Origin of the sequence: Streptomyces javensis, assembly GCF_039525925.1 — a bacterium.
In the GTDB taxonomy this organism is placed as follows: Bacteria; Actinomycetota; Actinomycetes; order Streptomycetales; family Streptomycetaceae; genus Streptomyces; species Streptomyces asiaticus.
The window spans coordinates 1-14,359 of record NZ_BAAAIF010000055.1 but is presented as its reverse complement, the minus strand read 5'-3'; the positions used below and the strand labels follow the sequence as shown (position 1 = coordinate 14,359).

At 70.1% G+C, this 14,359-nt stretch carries 19 protein-coding genes; 12 read left to right on the top strand and 7 right to left on the bottom strand.

What is annotated here, in order from left to right; all coding sequences use genetic code 11:
• Positions 1-15: 15 nt before the first annotated feature.
• From ABD329_RS34630 to mctP, 3 genes are all read left to right on the top strand, one after another.
• Positions 16-810, top strand: a complete 795-nt coding sequence (locus tag ABD329_RS34630) for a GntR family transcriptional regulator (RefSeq protein WP_198277140.1) — start codon at positions 16-18, stop codon at positions 808-810.
• A 190-nt stretch (positions 811-1,000) separates the two neighbouring features.
• Entirely contained in the window at positions 1,001-1,261 is a 261-nt protein-coding gene (locus ABD329_RS34625) for a DUF3311 domain-containing protein (RefSeq protein WP_198277131.1), read from the top strand.
• Entirely contained in the window at positions 1,258-2,868 is a 1,611-nt protein-coding gene (gene mctP, locus ABD329_RS34620; RefSeq protein ID WP_198277130.1) for a monocarboxylate uptake permease MctP, read from the top strand. Before ABD329_RS34625 ends, mctP begins: the two co-directional genes overlap by 4 nt.
• Positions 2,869-2,975: 107 nt before the next feature.
• On the opposite strand, the gene ABD329_RS34615 is transcribed toward mctP, so the two are convergent.
• The gene (locus ABD329_RS34615; protein ID WP_198277129.1) at positions 2,976-3,887 is read right to left on the bottom strand and encodes an SDR family oxidoreductase; all 912 of its coding nucleotides are present in this window, start codon (positions 3,885-3,887) and stop codon (positions 2,976-2,978) included.
• 121 nt (positions 3,888-4,008) lie between these two features.
• Between ABD329_RS34615 and ABD329_RS34610 the strand changes: the two genes are divergently transcribed.
• Both ABD329_RS34610 and ABD329_RS34605 read left to right on the top strand, forming a co-directional pair.
• Positions 4,009-4,578 carry a TetR family transcriptional regulator gene (locus ABD329_RS34610; protein WP_198277128.1) on the top strand — a complete coding sequence of 190 codons (570 nt, stop codon included), beginning with the start codon at positions 4,009-4,011 and terminating at the stop codon, positions 4,576-4,578.
• A gap of 73 nt (positions 4,579-4,651) precedes the next feature.
• Positions 4,652-5,311: a hypothetical protein gene (locus ABD329_RS34605; protein WP_198277127.1), complete on the top strand. Its 660-nt coding sequence runs from the start codon at positions 4,652-4,654 to the stop codon at positions 5,309-5,311.
• On the opposite strand, the gene ABD329_RS34600 is transcribed toward ABD329_RS34605, so the two are convergent.
• Positions 5,308-5,811, bottom strand: a complete 504-nt coding sequence (locus ABD329_RS34600) for an ATP-binding protein (RefSeq protein ID WP_198277126.1) — start codon at positions 5,809-5,811, stop codon at positions 5,308-5,310. The two genes, ABD329_RS34605 and ABD329_RS34600, sit on opposite strands and share 4 nt — an antisense overlap.
• 152 nt (positions 5,812-5,963) lie before the next feature.
• Here ABD329_RS34600 and ABD329_RS34595 point away from each other — a divergent pair, with 152 nt between their 5' ends.
• The 3 genes from ABD329_RS34595 to ABD329_RS34585 are packed head-to-tail and all read left to right on the top strand — an operon-like array spanning position 5,964 to position 7,237.
• Positions 5,964-6,824, top strand: coding sequence for a helix-turn-helix domain-containing protein (locus tag ABD329_RS34595; protein ID WP_198277139.1), 861 nt, complete (start codon positions 5,964-5,966; stop codon positions 6,822-6,824).
• 1 nt (position 6,825) lies between these two features.
• The gene (locus tag ABD329_RS34590) at positions 6,826-7,026 is read left to right on the top strand and encodes a DUF397 domain-containing protein (protein ID WP_198277125.1); all 201 of its coding nucleotides are present in this window, start codon (positions 6,826-6,828) and stop codon (positions 7,024-7,026) included.
• 10 nt (positions 7,027-7,036) lie between these two features.
• A complete protein-coding gene (locus ABD329_RS34585; RefSeq protein WP_198277124.1) occupies positions 7,037-7,237 on the top strand; it encodes a DUF397 domain-containing protein in 201 nt (66 codons plus the stop codon).
• A 3-nt stretch (positions 7,238-7,240) separates the two neighbouring features.
• On the opposite strand, the gene ABD329_RS34580 is transcribed toward ABD329_RS34585, so the two are convergent.
• The 4 genes from ABD329_RS34580 to ABD329_RS34565 form a co-directional block, all read right to left on the bottom strand.
• The gene (locus ABD329_RS34580; RefSeq protein ID WP_037962871.1) at positions 7,241-7,729 is read right to left on the bottom strand and encodes a MarR family winged helix-turn-helix transcriptional regulator; all 489 of its coding nucleotides are present in this window, start codon (positions 7,727-7,729) and stop codon (positions 7,241-7,243) included.
• 9 nt (positions 7,730-7,738) lie between these two features.
• Positions 7,739-9,247, bottom strand: coding sequence for an FAD-dependent oxidoreductase (locus tag ABD329_RS34575; protein ID WP_198277123.1), 1,509 nt, complete (start codon positions 9,245-9,247; stop codon positions 7,739-7,741).
• Between the two features lie 114 nt (positions 9,248-9,361).
• Entirely contained in the window at positions 9,362-10,027 is a 666-nt protein-coding gene (locus tag ABD329_RS34570; RefSeq protein WP_198277122.1) for a nitroreductase, read from the bottom strand.
• A gap of 136 nt (positions 10,028-10,163) precedes the next feature.
• Positions 10,164-11,099, bottom strand: a complete 936-nt coding sequence (locus ABD329_RS34565) for an IPT/TIG domain-containing protein (RefSeq protein WP_344317397.1) — start codon at positions 11,097-11,099, stop codon at positions 10,164-10,166.
• 500 nt (positions 11,100-11,599) lie between these two features.
• Between ABD329_RS34565 and ABD329_RS34560 the strand changes: the two genes are divergently transcribed.
• The 3 genes from ABD329_RS34560 to ABD329_RS34550 are packed head-to-tail and all read left to right on the top strand — an operon-like array spanning position 11,600 to position 12,640.
• The gene (locus ABD329_RS34560) at positions 11,600-11,887 is read left to right on the top strand and encodes a hypothetical protein (protein WP_198281813.1); all 288 of its coding nucleotides are present in this window, start codon (positions 11,600-11,602) and stop codon (positions 11,885-11,887) included.
• The gene (locus tag ABD329_RS34555) at positions 11,875-12,102 is read left to right on the top strand and encodes a DUF7196 family protein (protein ID WP_344317396.1); all 228 of its coding nucleotides are present in this window, start codon (positions 11,875-11,877) and stop codon (positions 12,100-12,102) included. The genes ABD329_RS34560 and ABD329_RS34555 overlap by 13 nt, the downstream gene beginning before the upstream one ends.
• A 31-nt stretch (positions 12,103-12,133) precedes the next feature.
• Positions 12,134-12,640, top strand: coding sequence for a GNAT family N-acetyltransferase (locus ABD329_RS34550; protein WP_198281812.1), 507 nt, complete (start codon positions 12,134-12,136; stop codon positions 12,638-12,640).
• A 50-nt stretch (positions 12,641-12,690) separates the two neighbouring features.
• Here the strand turns inward: ABD329_RS34550 and ABD329_RS34545 are convergent, their stop codons facing one another.
• Positions 12,691-13,311 (bottom strand): TetR/AcrR family transcriptional regulator, encoded by a 621-nt coding sequence (locus ABD329_RS34545; protein WP_198281811.1) that lies wholly within the window; start codon positions 13,309-13,311, stop codon positions 12,691-12,693.
• Between the two features lie 126 nt (positions 13,312-13,437).
• Here ABD329_RS34545 and ABD329_RS34540 point away from each other — a divergent pair, with 126 nt between their 5' ends.
• Positions 13,438-14,355, top strand: a complete 918-nt coding sequence (locus tag ABD329_RS34540) for an ABC transporter permease (protein ID WP_198281810.1) — start codon at positions 13,438-13,440, stop codon at positions 14,353-14,355.
• Positions 14,356-14,359 lie beyond the last annotated feature (4 nt).

Here is a 14,359-nt window from a genome sequence, read left to right as displayed (position 1 = left end):
GTCGGAGAGGGCGCGATGGAGACCGAGGGGGCAACGGCGGCAGCGGCGGCCACCACGACGGCCGAGAGCGACGGCAACGGCTCCAATGGGGCACGCACCGCGCGCGTCCCGAAGTACTACCGCCTCAAGCGCCACTTGCTGGAGATGACCGAGACCCTGCCACCGGGCACCCCGGTCCCACCGGAGCGCACCCTGGCCGCGGAGTTCGACACCTCGCGCACCACCGTGCGCCAGGCGCTCCAGGAGCTGGTCGTCGAGGGTCGCCTGGAGCGGATCCAGGGCAAGGGCACGTTCGTGGCCAAGCCCAAGGTCTCCCAGGCGCTGCAACTCACCTCGTACACCGAGGACATGAAGGCCCAGGGCCTGGAGCCCACCTCCCAGCTGCTGGACATCGGCTACGTCACCGCCGACGACCGGCTCTCCGGGCTGCTGGACATCGCCGCCGGCGGTCGGGTGCTGCGCATCGAGCGGCTGCGGCTGGCCAGCGGCGAGCCGATGGCGATCGAGACCACCCATCTGTCCGCCAAGCGCTTCCCCGCGCTGCGCCGCAGCCTGGTGAAGTACACCTCGCTCTACACGGCGCTGGCCGAGGTGTACGACGTCCGGCTGGCCGAGGCCGAGGAGACCATCGAGACCTCGCTGGCCACCCCGCGCGAGGCGGGCCTGCTGGGCACGGACGTGGGGCTGCCGATGCTGATGCTCTCGCGGCACTCGCGGGACGCGGCCGGGGAGCCGGTGGAGTGGGTGCGGTCGGTCTACCGCGGGGACCGCTACAAGTTCGTGGCCCGGCTCCAGCGGCCGAACGACTGAGGAGCGCTACCGTCCGAGCCGGACCGTGATACGGCTGACCGGCTATCTTTCTCATACCGATATACGGACGGGTAGTGACTGCCGCCGGGCCCCGGGCTTAGATTTCCTGCGCATTACACAAATGATCAGCTGTGATCCAGGTGATCGACTGTGCCGTAGGTGATGAGCCGAGGGGACTGGAGCCCGCCACATGTCAGACACGTCCGCTTCACCCGGCAGGAGACCGGTCGTGACGCCCACGCGCGTCGTGGCCGCTCTGTGCCTGATCGCCCCGTTTGTCGGGATGCTCTGGGTCGGTTCGTACGGCAAGGTCGAGCCGACCCTCATCGGGATCCCGTTCTTCTACTGGTACCAGATGCTCTGGGTGCCGATCTCGGCCGTGCTGACCTCGGTCGCCTACGTCCTGGTCCGCCGCGAGCGGCGGGAGCGCAAGGGGGGTGACTCCGCATGAACGGAGTGAACGGCGTCGCGCTCGCCGTCTTCATCTTCTTCTTCGTGGCCGTCACGGTCATGGGCTTCCTGGCCGCGCGCTGGCGCGCCGCCGAGAACGCCAACAACCTCGACGAGTGGGGGCTGGGCGGCCGCAGCTTCGGCACCTGGATCACCTGGTTCCTGCTCGGTGGCGACCTGTACACCGCGTACACCTTCGTCGCCGTCCCGGCCGCGATCTACGCGACCGGCGCGGCCGGGTTCTTCGCGGTCCCGTACACCATCCTGGTCTACCCGCTGATCTTCACCTTCCTGCCCCGGCTCTGGTCGGTGTCCCATAAGCACGGGTACGTCACCACCTCGGACTTCGTCCGCGGCCGCTTCGGCTCCAAGGGCCTTTCGCTGGCCGTCGCGATCACCGGCATCCTCGCGACCATGCCGTACATCGCCCTCCAGCTGGTGGGCATCCAGGCGGTGCTGGACGTGATGGGCGTCGGCGGCGGCGAGAACACCAACTGGTTCATCAAGGACCTGCCGCTGCTGATCGCCTTCGGTGTGCTCGCGGCGTACACCTACTCCTCGGGGCTGCGCGCCCCCGCGCTGATCGCGTTCGTCAAGGACACCCTGATCTACATCGTCATCGCGGTGGCGATCATCTACATCCCGATCAAGCTGGGTGGCTTCGACGACATCTTCAGCGCGGCGAACGACAAGTTCACCAAGGCCGGGGCGGGCGGGCTCGCGCCGGCCGCGGAGGGGCAATGGGCGTACGGCACGCTGGCCCTGGGCTCGGCGCTCGCCCTGTTCATGTACCCGCACTCGATCACGGCGACGCTCTCCAGCCGCAGCCGTGAGGTGATCCGCCGCAACACCACGATCTTGCCGCTGTACTCGCTGATGCTGGGGCTGCTGGCGCTGCTGGGCTTCATGGCCATCGCCGCCGGGGTGCAGGTCGAGAACGGCCAGCTGGCCATCCCCCAGCTCTTCGAGGACATGTTCCCCGACTGGTTCACGGGCGTCGCCTTCGCCGCGATCGGCATCGGCGCGCTCGTCCCGGCGGCCATCATGTCGATCGCCGCGGCCAACCTCTTCACCCGCAACATCTACAAGGACTTCCTGCGGCCGAACGCCACGGCCGAGGAGGAGACCAAGGTCTCCAAGCTGGTCTCGCTGCTGGTGAAGGTCGGTGCGCTGATCTTCGTGCTGGGCATGGACAAGACCGTCGCGATCAACTTCCAGCTGCTGGGCGGAATCTGGATCCTCCAGACCTTCCCGGCCCTGGTGGGCGGGCTGTTCACCCGCTGGTTCCACCGCTGGGCGCTGCTGGCGGGCTGGGCGGTCGGCATGGTCTACGGAACGTGGAAGGCGTACGACACCCCGAGCGGCACCCAGAAGCACTTCGGCAACACCGCCGATGTGCCCGGGATCGGCGAGATCGGCTACATCGGCCTCACCGCCTTCGTGCTCAACGTGGTGGTCACGGTGGTCCTGACGCTGGTCCTGCGGGCGGTCAAGGCGCCGGACGGCGTGGACGAGACGGCCTCCGCCGACTACAAGGCGGACGCGGGCGACCCCGGCGTCCAGACCGACCTCCCGCCCGCGACGGCGGGCGCCCCGGGCGGCCACTGACGCCTTGGCGGCGGGCCGCGCGGATTGACGGCGAACGGGCCGTCGGCTCCCCTCGGGGGGAGCCGACGGCCCGTTCGCCGTCCGTACGGCGCCGACGCCAGGGGGCGTCAGGTGGCCGGGGCGGTCAGGTAGTCGCCGTGTTCCACGTCCTCGAGCAGGGTCGGATGGGCCGGCGCCCAGCCCAGCAGCTCCCGGGTGTGGGAGCTGGAAACCGGCCCGTCGAAGCCGTAGAAGGTCGCCATGGCCGGGCTGACGAAGTGCCCGGCCGCCTCCTCGGGGGTCAGGGAAACCGTGGGCAGGCCAAGGCCCCGCCCGACCGTCTCCGCGATGCTCCTGAAGGGGACGCCGCTCTCGGCCACCCCGTGCAGCACACTCCCCGCCGGAGCCCCCTCCAACGCCAGGCGGAACAGCACGGCCGCGTCGCGCCGATGGACCGCGGGCCACCGGTTGCCCCCGTCCCCGACGTACGCCGAGACCCCGGACTTCCGGGCAGTGGCGACGAGCATCCCGATGAACCCGTAGTCCCCAGGCCCATGGACCGTCGGAGCGAGCCGGACCACGCTCGCGCGCACCCCCTGGGCGGCGAAGCCCAGGCAGGCCCGCTCGCCCGGGATCCGGAAGCCCGCGATCCCGGCTGTGTCGGGCTCGTCCTTCTCGGTGCTCTCCCGCCCTCCGGGCATGACCAGCGTGCCGGAGGTGGAGACGAACGGCTTGCCCGAGTGCGCCAGCGCCCGCCCGAGCGCCTCGATCGCGGTGCGGTCGCGCCGCACCAGGTCGTCGGGGTCGGCGAAGTCGCCGCCGAAGGCCATGTGCAGGACGCCGTCGGCGGCCTCGGCGCCGCTCCGCAGGCTGTCGAGGTCCTCCAGGGAGCCGCGGTGCGGGGTGGCGCCCAGCGACTCCAGCCGGGCGGCGGCGCCGTCCGAACGCGCCAGACCGGTGACGGTGTGACCGGCCGCGACGAGCTCGGCGACGACGGTGGGGCCGGTCAGCCCGGAACCACCAGTGACAAAGACATGCATGCGAGTCTCTCCCGTAACGCCAGTGACTGGCGCAACTTAGCGCCAGTCACTGACTTTACGGTAGCGCCAGTCACTGGCGCAACGAAATGTCAGTCACTGGCATGTGCGGTACCCTCAAGGCGTGCCACGGAGCGGAGCAGAAGCGCGCCGCCGCCTTCAGCAGGCGGCCTTGGAGCTGTACCGGGAGCGCGGATTCGACCGGACGACCACGGCCGAGATCGCCGCCCGGGCGGGCGTCAACGAGCGCACGTTCTTCCGGCACTTCCCGGACAAGCGCGAGGTGCTCTTCGGCGGCGAGGCCGATCTGCGTGCCACGCTGACGCGCGAGGTGGCCGAGGCGCCCGACGGGCTGCGCCCGCTCGACGTACTGCTCCACGCCTTCCGGAAGGCCGGCTGGCTCCTCGAGGAGAACCGCGCGTTCTCCGAACCACGGTTGGCGATCATCGCCTCGACACCCACACTCCGCGAACGCGAGCTCGCCAAGGCCGCGTCCCTCACCGAAGCCGTGGCGGAGGCCCTACGGCAGCGCGGTGTCGCCGACCGGCTGGCCGACCTGGCCGCCCAGACCGGCTGGGCCACCTTCCACCACGCGGCCGGGGCCTGGCTCGACGACCCCGAACCGGGGCTGGACGCGCACCTCCTCCGGGCCTTCGACGATCTGCGCGACCTCTCCGCGACCGTCCTGACGTGAGTACCGATACCTAGGCCGTCCTGAGCGGCCACGCGGATCCGGGCCACCGGGCCCGGGACCTACCGTCCGGTATATGACCGAAAGTGAGGCGCCCGCCAGAAAGGGCGGCGATGGGTGGCGTGTCGGATGCGCCGGCCTGCTGGCCCTGGCCGTGGCCGGACTCGCGGGGCTCGCGTACGCGAGCGCCGATTCCACCTATCCCGACGTCGACCCCGAGAAGCGGGCGCGTCAGCTCTCCGGGTACTCCCGGGACGCCTACGCCGCGCTCGGCATCGACCGCACGGTTGAGGGCGGTTACGTCGATGTCGACAACCACAACACCTACGACTCCAACTACTGCTACCCGGACGGCCTGTTCAGCTTCGCCGACCCGCCCGTGGAGGGCGCGTACCAGCTGATCCACGGGTGGTCGATCGGCAAGGTGGACCGGGCGGAGGCGCTGCCCGCGCTGCGCAGGGCGCGGGACCACCTCAAGGCGGAGGGGTGGCGCATCACGCGGTTCGGGAAGGACGAGCAGCTCGAGGAGTGGAGCGTCGAGGCCGAGCGCGACGGCGGCTTCAGCACCGGGATCACGTGGGAGGCGGAGTTCCGGCGGCTCAGCGGGGGCAGCGGTGGGCCCTGCGCGATGGACCCGGACACGAGCCAGGAGAAGGACGAACCCTACGAGTCCTACGGGGAGCCGGAGCTGAACTCCTTCCCACCGGCGATGACGCCCGGTGGGCGTGGGCGTTAGGCGGCGATCTCGAAGGCGTCGCAGGGGTGTTGCGGTGCGAGCTCGAACCAGAGCAGCTTGCCGCTCCGCCCGAAGAGCTCGTCGGCGAGGGCGTAACCGCCCCAGTTGTCGGCGCAGATCCGGACGATGAGGAGGCCGCGGCCGTACGTGGCCTCGGTGTTCGCGGCGGCCTCGGCGAGGGCGGACGAACGGTCGAAGAGGGCCGGGGGCTTGTCGAAGGGAGGCGGGATGTCCGGATTGGTGTCCCACACGCTGATCCGCAGACGCCCCTCCTCCACGGCGCGGATGCGCATTTCGGCCGGGCCGGTGGTGTGGCGGTAGGCGTTGGTGACCATCTCGCTCGCGACGAGGGTCGCGGGATCGGTGAGCTCACCTAGCCCGTGCCGGGCGAGGACCGCACGGAGGGTAGTGCGGGCGACGCCTGCGGCGCGGGGGTCGTGGGGCAGTCGGAGCGAGTACGACCAGGGGTTTTCCGGTGTTTCCAGCGCAGGGGTGGGCATGAAGTCTCCGTTTGGTACGAGGAGTTGGACCGTGTCCGGGCCCACACCGTAGCCTCGCTCGCATAAGATATTCGACGACACGAATCGAAGTGCTTGGCATACCACTCGTGTGAGTGACGCGCCTGTTGCGCATGAGCAGAGAGAATCGGCGAATGCCTCAGAGAAGCGTTCCGACAGCACGCCAACTCCGCCTCGGCACCGAGCTGCGCAGGCTCCGGGAGCGGGCCGGTCTGTCATCGACCGAGGCCGGGCGCCTGCTCGGCACCAATCAGACGGCCATCAGCAACATCGAGGCGAGCCGGTTCGGAGTCAGCGCGGAGCGGCTGCGAGCGCTGGCGCGGAACTACTCGTGTGCGGACGAAGCTCTGATCGCGGCGCTCATCGACATGGCGGCACAGCGCAAGCGCGGCTGGTGGGAGGAGTACCGGGAAATCCTGCCCACCGGGTTGCTCGACCTGGCCGAGCTCGAACACCACGCCGTGGCGCTGCGCACGGCGTACATCGCGCACGTACCCGGCCTGCTTCAGACGGCCGAGCACGCCCGCGAGATCTTCCGGCAGGTGGTACCGACGCTGCCTCCGCCAGAGGTGGAGCATCGCGTCTCGCATCGTGTCAAACGGCAGGCCATCCTCTACCGCGACAAACCCACGCCCTATACGGCCATCGTCCATGAGGCCGCCCTGCGGATGCGCTTCGGAGGACCGGACATGGCACGGGCGCAGTTGCAGCACATCCTGGACATGAGCGAGCACGGCCACATCAAGGTGGTCGTGATCCCCTTCGAGGCCGGATCGTTCCCCGGCTCGGGACAGTCGATCCTCTACGCCGCTGGGCAGGTCCCACAACTGGACACCGTGCAGCTCGATACGGAACATGGCTCCGAACTCCTCGATGCAGCGGCCCAGTTGGAGAAGTACCGCGTCGTGCTGGACCGTATGGAAACGGTCGCGCTCCCGGAGAGCCGATCACGCGACCTCATCCAAAGCATCATCCGCACCCTGAAAGGTGAATGAGTTGTCCGCTCGCGATTGGCAAAAGTCCTCGTTCAGCGGGGAAGGCAACGCCTGCCTCTACATCTCCGCACTCGACCACGCCACCATCCGGCTCCGAGAGAGCGACGAACCCGACACCATCCTCACCACCACACCCACCACCCTCAGCGCCCTCATACGCAGCGCCAAGGCAGGGCAGCTCGACCACCTCGGCACGGCATAGGGCGGAGCCCATGCGGACCCACCGCTGGCGGAAGTCCTCGTACAGCGCCCAAGGGGCCAACTGCCTCTACGTCTCGGCGCCCGACAGCGCCACCATCCGGCTCCGAGAGAGCGACGAACCCGACACCATCCTCACCACCACACCCATCGCCCTCGGCGCCCTCATACGCAGCGCCAAGGCGGGGCAGCTCGACCACCTCGGCACGGCCTAAGGATCAGCGGTCGTCCGCGGCCTTTCCGGCCGCGGACAAACCGACCAAGTCGTCCACGTAGCGCCGCATGAGCCGTTCCAGCTCGACCAGATCCCGGTCGCTCCACTGCTCGAACACCGGCTGGTTGAGCCGACCGCGCGCGGCGTCGATCGCGTCGATGACGCGGCGCCCCTCCTCCGTGAGGAGGGCTTCCTTCACGCGGCGATCCTCCGCGCTGGGGCGACGCTCCACCAAACCCAACTCCGCGAGCTTCGCGACCTGGCGGCTGACCGTGGTGTGGTCGCGGCCCGCTCGGTCGGCGAGCTCGACCACGCCGATCGGGGCGAACCGGTGGATGCCCACGATCAGCGGGAAGAGCGCCCGGTCGAGCTGGATGCCCGCTTCGGCGATGAGGATCTCGTCCCGGTGCGGCTGGTTCATGATCGCGATGAGGTCGATGATCGATTCATGCAGCCGTCGCTGCGTGACCTGCCGCTGGCGTCGTGTGGCCATGGCCAGAGACTACCGCCACCCGGGTGAGGCACCCCCGGTACGCAACCCGACGGCGTCGAGGTGGGCCTCGATGGTGTGAAGGTCGGCGATGGCCGCGATGTATCCGTCGGGACGGATGAGCACCCACTGCCCGGCCGCCAGGCCGTACGCGTCACGCACGTGGCCCCCGGTGTCGTTCAGATCGCCACGAAGGCCGGTGGTGTGGATGTGCAGGCCCTTGCGGGCGGTCGGGGCGGCGGCGCGGTCGGCCTCGTAGCCCAGCAGGGTCCAGTGGGGGCCCTGGAAGAGGCTGAAGAGGCGGGTGTCGAGCCCTCCGGCGCCGGTGAGGGGCGCGTCGGGGGCGCGTTCGCCCGCCAGCGGGCCCTTGTCCCGGCGCGGGGCGGCGATCGTGAGGGGCGAGTCCACATAGCCGAGGTCGAGCTGGCTGACCTCGCGGCCCCGGCTGGTGAAGCGGCCCTTCGCGGCCTCCAGCAGCCGCTCGGAGAGGCCGAGGACGGCCTCGGCGATCGGGCGGCGCTCCTGCTCGTAGCTGGCCAGGAGGGGGTCCGGCGCACCGTCCAGGACGGCGGCGAGCTTCCAGCCGAGGTTGTACGCGTCCTGCACGCCGGTGTTGAGGCCCTGCCCGCCGGTCGGCGGATGGACGTGGGCTGCGTCACCGGTCAGGAGCACCCGGCCCCGCCGATACGTGTCGGCCAGGCGGGCGTTCATCGAGAAGACGGAGGCCCAGGACACCTCGCGGACGACGATGTCGGTGCGGCCCGTGCGCTCGTGGAAGAGCGCGGTCAGACCCGCCGCCGACAGGTCGATGTCCACGTCGAAGGGGACGGGCCCCTGGTACTGGAAGATATCCGTGCCGTACAGCGGGCACAGCGAGATCTGCGCGTCCGTGCTGTGGCCCCAGCGGTGCCAGGCGTCCGCGGAGACGCCGTCGGCGCGGACGTCGGCAACGACGGCCCGCACGCCGAGCGTCCGGCCGGGGAAGCCGATGTCCAGGGACTTGCGGACGAAGCTCGATCCGCCGTCGGCGCCCACGAGATAGGCGGCGCGCACGGTCCGCTCCCCGGACGGGGTGGCGATCCGCGCGGACACGCCGTCGTCGTCCTGGTCGACGCCGGTGAGCTCGTGGCCGTAGAGCGGGGCGTGCCCGAGCTCGGCCAGCCGCTCGCGCAGACAGCGCTCGGTGAGGAACTGCGGGACCAGCAGGGGTATTTGGTACGGCTCCGCCGGCGTCGGGCCGGACAGTTCGACGGCGGACCGGTCGACCGGCCCCTCGTCCGTGTAGAAGCGCTGTACGGGGTACTCCCCGCCGGAGGCCACGATCCGGTCGATGACGCCGAGGTCCTCGAACACCTCCTGGCTGCGGGGCTGGATCCCCTTGCCCCGGGATCCCCTGAAGGGCCCGGCCGCCTTGTCGATCAACAGGAAGCCGACATTTCTGCGGGCGAGATCGATGGCGAGTGTCAGTCCGGCGGCACCGGCACCGCAGATGATCACTTCGATTTCCGGGACACGGGGCATGGCTTCGCCTTCCACGGGTAAGTTCATCGTGTGCAGAATGCACATGATGAAGGGGCGTGGTCAAGTGAATGTATGCGCCTTGGCGGCGATAATCTGTGAATTGAGCACGCGATTCTAGTCATCGAGAAAGGTGACCGTCTGGGCGAGCGGTGCCCGTTCCGTGCGGGCGTACGGCACGCCGACGTCCTCGTGGCCGATCGACATGCCGCAGAAGAGGATCAGCCCCTCGGGGGGCGATACGACCTCCGCGACGGTCCGGCGGTACACCGACCACGCCATCTGGGTGCAGCTGTGCAGCCCCTCGGCGCGGAGCAGCACCATCACGGTCTGGAGATACATCCCGACGTCGGCCCACTGGGCCGGTCCCATACGGCGGTCGAGGTAGCAGAACAGCGCGGCGGGCGCACCGAAGCAGTCCCAGTTGGCGGCGACGGCCCTGTGGCGGGCCCGCGGATCGTCCCGTGGGATGCCGAGTGCGGCGTACCGCCGCTCGGCGGCCTCGGCGCGGCGCTCTCGATACGGACCGCTCAGCTCGGGCGGGTACATCGGGTACTCCCGCTCGTCCCCGCGATCCTCCGCGGCCACTCGCTCGGCGGTGCGCTTCTTGAGCTCGGCCAGCGGCGGACCGGAGAGCACATAGGTCCGCCACGGCTGGAGGTTCCCGCCGGAGGGTGAACGGGCCGCGGCGGAGAGCACCCGCTCCAGCACTTTCCTCGGAACCGGCTCATCCGTGAACCCGCGCACCGCCCGCCGGCTCATGACCGCTTCGTAGACATCCATACCGCCCTTGACGGCCGGGAACGAGCAAAGGTGACCGGCGGCTCGAACGGACGCCGTCGCCGGTCACCGGGCCCCTGGTGGAAGGGGCCCGGTGACCGGCGCGGTTCGGCCGGATGTGCGTGGTCAGACGCAGCGGTCAGACGTAGAGGAAGCCGCCGGGGACGGTGACCGTGCCGAAGGCCGTCACCAGGGTGACGGTCGCGTTGCCGACCGCCCCGGGCGGGGTGATACCGGCCACCGTCGTGGGGGTGGCGGTCACACCGGTGGCGGGTACGCCGTTGAACAGCACGCCCAGCACACCGCCGAGGTTGGTGCCGGTGATGGTGAACGCGGTGCCGCCGGCGGCGGGTCCGGTGGCGGGCGTGATGGCGGCGGGCACGGGTGCGGGCGGCGCGACGAAGTAGGTGAAGCCACCGGGCACGTTGCCGCTGCCGCCGGGCCCGGTGAGGGTCACGGTGACGTTGCCGCCCGCGGCCGGGCCCGCCGGGGTGATGCCGATCAGGGTGGTCCCGGCGGGGTTGATGGCCAGGATGGTCGAGGGGCTTCCGCCGAAGGTGACGCTGGTGACGCCGGTCAGATTGGTGCCCGTGATCACGTACACGGTGCCGCCGGTGGTCGGGCCCACGGTCGGGGTGATGGCGACGGCGGCGGGCGGGGCCGGGGCCACGTAGGTGTACGGCAGGCCGTTGCTGGTCCCGGCGGCGGTGGTGACGGTGACCTGGACGGTGCCGGGCGCGTGCGGCGGGGCTATCACCACGATGCCGTCATAGCCGGGGTTGCCGCCGCCACCGGGCCAGCCACCTCCTCCGCCACCGCCCCAGCCTCCTCCGCCGCCACCCCAGCCACCGCCGCCGCCACCGCCGGGGTTGTCCTGGTAGACGATGGTGGCGGGCGTGCCGCCGAAGGACACACTGGTGACGCCGCGCAGGTTCTGCCCGAACAGCCGGACGTAGTTGCCACCGGCGGCGGGGCCCGAGTCGGGCACCACGGCGAGCAGCGTCGGCGGTCCCACTGGCGGCCAGTAGCCCGCGGCGGCGTTGGTGGTGGCGGTCGCGAGAGCGGTCGAGGTCATGGTCGGTCCTCCCGGGGAAGGGGTCGGGTGAGGTGCGCCCGTGCGCCGACGGCATACCGACGGACGTGGGCACACCGCCGGTGAACGCCTCGTCGTCACCGCGCGGTCGGGACAGGCCGCACCGGAGCAACGGATGAGCCACGGGCGGCCGGTCGGCGCGCGGGAACGGTGCGCGGATGAAGGGCGGAGCCACGGGCGGACGCCCAGCTCCTGGGGTGGCCGACGAGGTATGGGGCGACCTCGGCGGCCACGTTTCCAGTTATCCACGCCCCTCGGCGGTGCTCAAGGGCTCGCGGCGGCCATCACTCGTTTGGCGCATCAGGGCGCGCGTGGCACCGAGCTTGTATGACAAGCGCTCGGCTATTCGGGCGAAAGCGCGCCAAGGGGTATGGCCTGCCATCGCCTGCCGTGCCTCTAATGAGTGATATCGGCAGCGCCGACCCAGCAGTGACATCGGCCGCGCCGACCCCCGTATGACCACCCGGGGAGGAAACGATCCGATGAGCCTCGCCGCGTTCCTTCTCGCCCTCGGCACCACCTGCCGGATCACCCGCTTCATCACCAAGGACACCCTGGCGGCGGGGTTCAGGACCTGGGTCGCCGACCACTTCGGCGACGACTCCCGCCCCACCTACCTGGTGAACTGCGGCTGGTGCACCAGCACATGGGTGGCCGCCGCCATGGCCGTCTACGCCTCCTTGCTGCACACCACCGCGTGGTTCCACCTCCCGGCCACCGCACTGACCCTCTCCTACCTGGCCGGAGTCGCCTCGCGATGGCTGGACTGACCCCCACACCCCACCACCGACCCGAGGGAAAGGCAGGGAAGACCATGGCCTGCAACTGCGGCGGAACGGCAGCACAATGGCCGCCCCAACCCGTTGTCGTCTATGAGCTGACGCTGCCGGACGGCACGGTCCGGCGCTATGTCACCCACCAGGAAGCCGACGCCGCCAACAAGCGCGCGGGCTCCACCGGAGTGATCACCGCCGTCACCCAGTGACGCCGGACCCGGCCTGCGGCAGACTGCGGGGATGGACATCACCATCAGGCGCGCGCGGGACGAGGAACTGGACGAAATAGGAGAGCTCACCGCACAGGTGTATCTCGGGGACGACCTCCTGGACTTCGGGGACAGTGATTCTTATCTCGCCACCCTGCGCGACGCCCGCCGCCGGGCCGCCGAGGCCGAGCTGCTGGTCGCGGCGGACGCGGCGAGCGACGAGGTGCTGGGCGCCGTGGCGTTCGCCGTGCACGGCGGGGCGTACGCGGAGCTGGCCCGCCCCGGCGAGGGCGAGTTCCGGATGCTGGCGGTCCGCCCCGAGTCCCGCCGCCGCGGCGCCGCCGAAGCGCTCGTGCGAGCCTGCCTGGACCGGGCCCGCGCACAGGGCCTGCGGCGGATAGTGATCAGCAGCCAGCGGTCGATGACCGCCGCCCACCGCCTGTACGAGCGCCTGGGCTTCACCCGCGCCCCGGAGCGCGACTGGGCGCCCCTCCCCGGCACGGACATCACCCTCTGGGCCTTCACCCTGGAGCTGTGAGACGACCGGCCGGGTGAGACGACCGGCCGGGTGAGACGACCCGCCGCCGCTCAGCGGGAAATGCGAGCGGCGGCCAGAGCAGCGGTGGTCGCCGCGGCCAGGCCGTCCAGGTATCCCTCGGGGAGGGGCGATCGCATGGTGCTCAGGCGCCAGTAAAGAGGGCCGCTGGCCAGGTCGAGAGCGAGATCGACGTCCGTATCGGCGGACAGCTCCCCCCGGTCGACCGCGTTGCGGATGACCACTTCGGCGACCCCGCGCTGGGAGTCCCGCACCGCCGCTTGCAATGCCTGGGCCATATCCGGGTTGCGCGCGGATTCCGCGAAGAGGTCGGGAATGATTTGCGCGGCCATCGGATGCCAGAGAACCCGAGCCGTCGCTTCCAGCAGAACCTTTATGTCGCCTTGCAGGGAACCGGTGTCCGGTGTCGGCAGACCCTGGACCGCCAAGGCCGAGACGACCTCGAGAACGATGGGAAGTTTCGAACGCCAGCGACGGTAGATGGCCGCCTTCCCCACCCCGGCCCGGCGCGCCACTCGTTCGATCGACATGCGCCCATAGCCGACGGTCGCCAGCTCCTCGAAGACCGCCGTGCGAATGGCGTCCGTGACGTTCTCCTGGAGCACTGCGGCGCCCGCGGGCACCCGCCGGGGCTTGGTTGGCTCCTTCTCCATGGCTTGAGCCTACTCGACGGCGGAACGGTTGCGTTCCGTCGTCGCCTGCCCTAGGTTACGCAACGACGGAACGCATCCGTTCCGTCGTAAGTGCTGAGGCCAGCCGCAGTGCCGAAAGGTGTCTACGTGAGCCAGCTGCTCGTTCCGGACAGCGAACGGATCCGCCCTCCCGAGAATCTCGCGGCCCTGGCGGCCGCCCATGGCCTCACGGTCAGCGGCGCCCGGGTGGGGCTGCGTGAATACAGCCGTCAGCTGTGGGGCCGACGCCACTTCATCCTGGCCTTTTCGCAGGCCAAGCTCACCGCCCAGTACAGCCAGGCCAAGCTGGGTCAGCTGTGGCAGGTGGCGACCCCGCTGCTCAACGCGGCGGTGTACTTCTTCATCTTCGGCATGCTGCTGAAGAGCAACCGGGGCCTGCCGAACGATGTGTACATTCCGTTCCTGGTGACGGGTGTGTTCGTCTTCACCTTCAGCCAGAGCTCCGCCATGGCGGGCGTGCGGGCGATCTCCGGGAACCTGGGGCTGGTGCGGGCCCTGCACTTCCCGCGCGCCTCACTTCCCATCTCGTTCGCGCTCCAGCAGCTCCAGCAATTGCTGTTCTCGATGATCGTGCTGGCCGTCGTGTTGGTGAGTTTCGGTCATTTCCCGGCTCTGGCCTGGCTGCTGATCGTCCCCACGCTGGCCCTGCAATTCGTCTTCAACACCGGCCTGTCACTGATCGTGGCGCGGCTGGGGGCCAAGACCCCGGATCTCGCGCAGCTGCTGCCGTTCATCCTGCGCACCTGGATGTATGCCTCGGGCGTGATGTTTCCGCTGGCCCGCACGCTCGAACACGCGGGGGCGAGCGGCTGGCTCAGCGATGCCATGCTGGCGAATCCGGCGGCGGTGTACATGGACCTGATGCGGTACGCCCTGATCAACGATTACCCCTCGTCGAACCTGCCGCCGCACGTGTGGGCGCTGGCCCTGGGCTGGGCGGTGCTCTTCGGTGTCGGGGGATTCGTGTACTTCTGGAAGGCAGAGGAGCAGTACGGCCGTGGCTGAGCGA

Bases quoted from the DNA above. Each gene is read 5' to 3' on its own strand.
- ABD329_RS34630 (WP_198277140.1), top strand. From the start codon at position 16: ATGGAGACCGAGGGGGCAACGGCGGCAGCGGCGGCCACCACGACGGCC.
- ABD329_RS34625 (WP_198277131.1), top strand. From the start codon at position 1,001: ATGTCAGACACGTCCGCTTCACCCGGCAGGAGACCGGTCGTGACGCCC.
- mctP (WP_198277130.1), top strand. From the start codon at position 1,258: ATGAACGGAGTGAACGGCGTCGCGCTCGCCGTCTTCATCTTCTTCTTC.
- ABD329_RS34615 (WP_198277129.1), bottom strand. From the start codon at position 3,887: ATGCATGTCTTTGTCACTGGTGGTTCCGGGCTGACCGGCCCCACCGTC.
- ABD329_RS34605 (WP_198277127.1), top strand. From the start codon at position 4,652: ATGACCGAAAGTGAGGCGCCCGCCAGAAAGGGCGGCGATGGGTGGCGT.
- ABD329_RS34600 (WP_198277126.1), bottom strand. From the start codon at position 5,811: ATGCCCACCCCTGCGCTGGAAACACCGGAAAACCCCTGGTCGTACTCG.
- ABD329_RS34595 (WP_198277139.1), top strand. From the start codon at position 5,964: ATGCCTCAGAGAAGCGTTCCGACAGCACGCCAACTCCGCCTCGGCACC.
- ABD329_RS34585 (WP_198277124.1), top strand. From the start codon at position 7,037: ATGCGGACCCACCGCTGGCGGAAGTCCTCGTACAGCGCCCAAGGGGCC.
- ABD329_RS34580 (WP_037962871.1), bottom strand. From the start codon at position 7,729: ATGGCCACACGACGCCAGCGGCAGGTCACGCAGCGACGGCTGCATGAA.
- ABD329_RS34575 (WP_198277123.1), bottom strand. From the start codon at position 9,247: ATGCCCCGTGTCCCGGAAATCGAAGTGATCATCTGCGGTGCCGGTGCC.
- ABD329_RS34570 (WP_198277122.1), bottom strand. From the start codon at position 10,027: ATGGATGTCTACGAAGCGGTCATGAGCCGGCGGGCGGTGCGCGGGTTC.
- ABD329_RS34565 (WP_344317397.1), bottom strand. From the start codon at position 11,099: ATGACCTCGACCGCTCTCGCGACCGCCACCACCAACGCCGCCGCGGGC.
- ABD329_RS34560 (WP_198281813.1), top strand. From the start codon at position 11,600: ATGAGCCTCGCCGCGTTCCTTCTCGCCCTCGGCACCACCTGCCGGATC.
- ABD329_RS34555 (WP_344317396.1), top strand. From the start codon at position 11,875: ATGGCTGGACTGACCCCCACACCCCACCACCGACCCGAGGGAAAGGCA.
- ABD329_RS34550 (WP_198281812.1), top strand. From the start codon at position 12,134: ATGGACATCACCATCAGGCGCGCGCGGGACGAGGAACTGGACGAAATA.
- ABD329_RS34545 (WP_198281811.1), bottom strand. From the start codon at position 13,311: ATGGAGAAGGAGCCAACCAAGCCCCGGCGGGTGCCCGCGGGCGCCGCA.